Source organism: Candidatus Aeolococcus gillhamiae (genome assembly GCF_016464765.1).
GTDB classification, from domain to species: Bacteria; Chloroflexota; Dormibacteria; order Aeolococcales; family Aeolococcaceae; genus Aeolococcus; species Aeolococcus gillhamiae.
Window position 1 is genome coordinate 1 of sequence record NZ_JAEKNS010000144.1, and the last position, 4,287, is coordinate 4,287.

General features: G+C 68.4%; 9 protein-coding genes. 7 read left to right on the plus strand and 2 right to left on the minus strand.

The features are described from left to right. Positions 1 to 244: hypothetical protein (locus JF886_RS14335; RefSeq protein ID WP_337313616.1), on the plus strand; the 244-nt coding region annotated here is incomplete at its 5' end. On the opposite strand, the gene JF886_RS14340 is transcribed toward JF886_RS14335, so the two are convergent. Further along, a complete protein-coding gene (locus tag JF886_RS14340) occupies positions 241 to 1,662 on the minus strand; it encodes a hypothetical protein (RefSeq protein ID WP_337313618.1) in 1,422 nt (473 codons plus the stop codon). The genes JF886_RS14335 and JF886_RS14340 overlap by 4 nt on opposite strands. A 320-nt stretch (positions 1,663 to 1,982) precedes the next feature. Here JF886_RS14340 and JF886_RS14350 point away from each other — a divergent pair, with 320 nt between their 5' ends. The 6 genes from JF886_RS14350 to JF886_RS14375 all read left to right on the plus strand — a co-directional run bounded on the left by JF886_RS14350 (position 1,983) and on the right by JF886_RS14375 (position 4,082). Next, positions 1,983 to 2,129, plus strand: coding sequence for a YdeI/OmpD-associated family protein (locus tag JF886_RS14350; protein ID WP_337313622.1), 147 nt, complete (start codon positions 1,983 to 1,985; stop codon positions 2,127 to 2,129). A gap of 162 nt (positions 2,130 to 2,291) precedes the next feature. After that, entirely contained in the window at positions 2,292 to 2,573 is a 282-nt protein-coding gene (locus JF886_RS14355) for an AbrB/MazE/SpoVT family DNA-binding domain-containing protein (RefSeq protein WP_337313624.1), read from the plus strand. Then, entirely contained in the window at positions 2,570 to 2,854 is a 285-nt protein-coding gene (locus JF886_RS14360; protein WP_337313626.1) for a hypothetical protein, read from the plus strand. Before JF886_RS14355 ends, JF886_RS14360 begins: the two co-directional genes overlap by 4 nt. Positions 2,855 to 2,873: 19 nt before the next feature. Further along, complete coding sequence (locus tag JF886_RS14365; protein WP_337313628.1) at positions 2,874 to 3,506, plus strand: class I SAM-dependent methyltransferase; 633 nt, start codon at positions 2,874 to 2,876, stop codon at positions 3,504 to 3,506. A gap of 95 nt (positions 3,507 to 3,601) precedes the next feature. Continuing rightward, positions 3,602 to 3,757 carry a DUF6131 family protein gene (locus tag JF886_RS14370; protein ID WP_337313630.1) on the plus strand — a complete coding sequence of 52 codons (156 nt, stop codon included), beginning with the start codon at positions 3,602 to 3,604 and terminating at the stop codon, positions 3,755 to 3,757. An 85-nt stretch (positions 3,758 to 3,842) separates the two neighbouring features. Next, entirely contained in the window at positions 3,843 to 4,082 is a 240-nt protein-coding gene (locus JF886_RS14375) for a hypothetical protein (RefSeq protein WP_337313632.1), read from the plus strand. Between the two features lie 4 nt (positions 4,083 to 4,086). Here JF886_RS14375 and JF886_RS14380 read toward each other — a convergent pair. After that, on the minus strand, positions 4,087 to 4,287 hold a 201-nt coding region (locus JF886_RS14380), incomplete at its 5' end, for a hypothetical protein (protein WP_337313634.1).

Here is a 4,287-nt window from a genome sequence, read left to right on the forward strand (position 1 = left end):
CGCCGGCACAGGGACGAGCTCACGCCGCGCCCTCGGCCGAGCTCACGCCGCGGCCCCGGCCAGGCCCCCGGCCGCGCCCCCGGCCACCCCCATCCTGCGGACCGGAAGTGTCGCGGCGGCCGGATTCGCCGTGGATCAGAGGCAGGCCAACCAGTCGCTACTGCAGAGCGTCCAGGCCTGCATCAGCGGCGGGATCGCCGTGGATACCAGCCACGCCGGCTGCAACGCGGCCTTCGGTCCCTAGCCGGTGCAGCCCGGCACACTGCCGGGAGGACTGCAGTTGTTCGGCGTGTTGTGCCTCACCGTGCTGTTGCTCAGCGTGACCGTGCCGTCGTTGTAGATGCCGCCACCCTCGGCCACGGCGCCGCTGGCAATGTTGAGGGTGACGCTGCTGTCGGTGAGGGAGGCGGTGCCGGCGGCGTCGTTGTAGATGCCACCACCCTGCGCGGTGCCCCCGGGCGAGCTCACGCGGTTGCGGGTCAGCGCGCTGCTCTCGATGATGAGCGTGCGGTTGTTGGTGATGGCGCCGCCGTGGGCCAGACAGCCCTGGCAGCTCATGGTGTTGTCCCTGACCACGGTGTCGATCAGCCGCAGGGTGCTCTGCTCGCCAGACTGATCACCGTAGTTGCTGAGGCCGCCACCACCAGAGGAGTGCGCGGTGTTGCCACGCACCTCGCCGCCGCGCACGGTCATGTCGCCGTGCGCATTGATGACGCCGCCCCCCGCGCCGCTGGTCGCCACGTTGAAGTCGATGCTGCTGTTGGTCACCGTCACGGTGCCGAAGGCGTTGTTGAAGCCGCCCCCTTCGGCGGCCATGTTGCCGTTGACGCGACTGCCTCTCACGTCCGTGGTGCCGCCGTAAGTGCGCAGGCCGGCGCCGTACCGTCCCGCGGTGTTGCCGGTCACCCAGCTGTTGGTGATGGTCAAGGTTGAGCCCGTCCCGCTGCCGATCCCGCCGGCGTCGAATGCAGCAGTGTTCTTGCTCACCCCGCTATCCGTGATCGTGAGCGTGGCACTCGGGCTGTTGTTGATCCCGCCCGCGTTGTCCGCTTGATTGTTCTGCACTCGGCTTCGGGTCAGCGTCGCGATAGCGCCATCCACGTTGTTGATGCCGCCCCCGAAACCGGCTCCGGACTGGGAGGCGGTGTTGTGGCTGACCGTCGTATCGAAGAGATTGAGGGTGCCGAAATTGCGAATCCCGGCGCCGTAGGTCGCGCTGCCGTTGGTCACGCGCAGCTGGTTGATGGTCAGGCGCCCGTAGCCGCCGACCACGAAGATGCGGAACTGCGCCGCCGACTTGCGGGTGACGGTCGTGTTGTCGTCACCGTTGATGGTGATCGGCGAGTTGACGTAGGGCGTGCCATTCTGGTCGGCGTCCACCGGCGCGGTGAGCACGTAGGTGCAGTCCTCGGCCAGGTTGATGGTGCCCCCTCCGCTGGCATTGGCAGCATTGATCGCCGCCACCAGGCCGGGACCACCGCCGTTGGGGCCGGAGCACGGCACCGTCACCGTGGTGGCGGCGGACGCCGGGTGCGCGGACAGCGTCATCAGGGATCCGGCACCGAGGAGGGCGAGGCCAGCGCCACCGAGCCGTCGGCGCAGGCCACGCCCCGCTGTGTGCCCGTCGCCGGTGAGTCCGCGCGAGTTCTTCATGTCAGCCATCCCCTCCCAGTCGCGGAACAGTGTCCCGCCGCCGCCGGAGTGTAGTCCTCTCGCATCGCACGCGTCAAGGCGACCAAGCCGTTCGAATGCGCTCGGGGAGAGACCTCACCTCGCTAGGCGAAGGCGAGGTTCAACGGCGTGGCGTACCGCGGCTCCGTGGTGCCGATGGTCGGCGGCCGCTTCGCGCTCCAGGTCAGCAAGGCGATCCGCAGCCAGCTGCGCCTCGACCTCGGCGGCGCGGTCAACGTGTCGCTCATGGTCGACGCCGACCCGCACAGCGTCGATGTCCCGGCCGACTGCCAGGACGCGCTCGACGCCCCATGCTCAACGCCACCTTCGATGCGATGCCCTACGGCCATCGCCGGCAATACGCCCACTGGATCGCCGACGCCAGGAAGCCGGAGACCCGCCGCCGCCGGATCGGCCAGGCCATGGAGAGGATCCGAGCCGGCCAGCGCCGCGGCTGAGGCTGCGACCGGTCTCCGGGCCACCGCCGGTCAGCGTGGCATCCGCACTTCGTCTCCCTATTGCCCCGAGGCCCGCTCCAGACTTGCGGAGCGATGCGACTCATCCCGTATCGTCAAATCGACACTTCGCCACAGTGACACAGGCTTGCTACCATCGGCTCCATGTCCAGGACCAAGCTGCTGGTCGACATCAACGAGCAGGGCCGGATGACGCTCCCCATAAAGGCGCGTGAAGCCCTGGGCATCGAGGGCCGCTCCCAGGTCGAGATCGAGGTCGAGGGAGATGAACTCCGCGTCCGTCCGACCGTGACCGTTGCCCGCGAGGACGCCTGGGCCTACACCAAGGAGCACGTCGCCCGGGTGCGCGCGGCACTCGATGACGTGCAGGCGGGACGCGTCGTCAGCCTCTCCCGACAGGAGTTGAAAGAACTCGCCTCGTCGTGAGTCGCGGCTCGCAACCGTTCGCCACGCTCGCTTTCACACCCACGTTTCTGATCGACCTGACCGCTCGGACCTTCAGCGTCGCCGACCGTCGAGCGTTCATCACGGCGCTCGTGCTGCTGGAGACAGACGACAAGCATCCGTCCCTGCGTGTTCATGATTTGGCGGGCGACTTCGCCGGCCTCTGGTCCGCGTCAGCGTCGGCCTCCTTGCGGATGACCTTCTTACGGACACCGGCTGGAGGGAAGATCATGCTGACCTGCAGTCGCCACTACGCGAAATGATGAACGTCCACCACACGTAATGACAGCAAGACAAACCACCGACCGCATCCGCCGCGCCTACCGCAAGCAGGCGCCGCGCTACGACCGCGCCATGCGCGTGACGTCCCGCCTCTTCGACATCGACGGCGGCCGCCGGTGGGTGTGCGACGGCGCGCGTGGGCACACGCTGGAGATCGGCGTCGGCACCGGGCTCAACCTCGCGTTCTACCCGTCCGATGTCGCGCTCACCGCGCTCGACCTCACGCCCGAGATGCTCGACCAGGCCCGCCGCCGCGCGGCCGCGCTCGGTCGCGCCGTCGCGTTGTGCGAGGGCGACGCGACGCAGCTCCCATTCCCCGACGCGTCCTTCGACACGGTCACCTCGACGCTGACGCTCTGCACCATCGCCAACCCGGAGGCGGCTGTGCGCGAGGCGTGGCGGGTACTCCGTCCCGGCGGCGAGCTGCGCTTCTTCGAGCACGGCCGCGGCAACAACCGCGTCGTCGTGCTCATCCAGCGCCTCCTCGAGCCGCTGACGCTGCGGTTCGAAGCCGACCATCTCCTCCTCGAGCCCGATCGCGTCTTCGCCGAAGCCGGCGTCTCGGTCGAGGTGGTCCACCGCACCAGGCTTGGCGTGTTCTGGCGGCTCTTGGCCAAGCGACCAACTTCCTGATCCCCACATCGGGGGGTAATAAGTGATACCGTCGGTGTCACAAGTTCGGTCTCCCCGACCGAGAGGACCAAACAGTTGACCTGAGGAGGGTTAGCGTGATCATTCTGGGCATCATCCTGATGGTGATTGGGTTCATCGCAGCGGTCCCGATCCTGTGGACGATCGGGATCATCCTGATCGTCATCGGCGCCATCCTGGAGCTGATGGGCGCCACCGGGCGCGCCGTCGGTGGGCGCCGCCACTACTTCTGATCGTCCGCACGTAGTGACCTGCACGGCCGCTGAACGCGAGAGTTCAGCGGCCGTTCTGTTTTGTTGAATGTCCGGAGGAGACGACGTGACCGACCAGCACCACGACGACGACCTCGACCATCACGATCACGAGCATGACCATGAGCACGACCATGACCAGCACCACGACCACGACCATCACGACGACGCGACCCACAACATCGGCGCCGATCCGTTGACGGCCTCGCCCGCCGCGGGTCGCGGCGGCAAGGAGGGCGACCAGATCCCCGAGGAGGTCGCCGACGCCGAGAGCCGCAAGGGCACCGAGCACCCCGCCGGCGAGTAGGACCTCAGCGCGACCCGCGCGCCACGTCCTCCAGCGCCGCCGCGATCACCAGTGCCGCGCGCTTCGTGTAGCGCGGCACCCAGCGCGCCAGCCACGCCATCTCGCGCCAGTTGCGGGGGTCGGCGGCGGCGCGGCGCGGGTGGACCCACGCCGGCGAGATCTCGTGCAGCGGTGTGTCGAGGATGACCCGCACCGCCGCCACGCG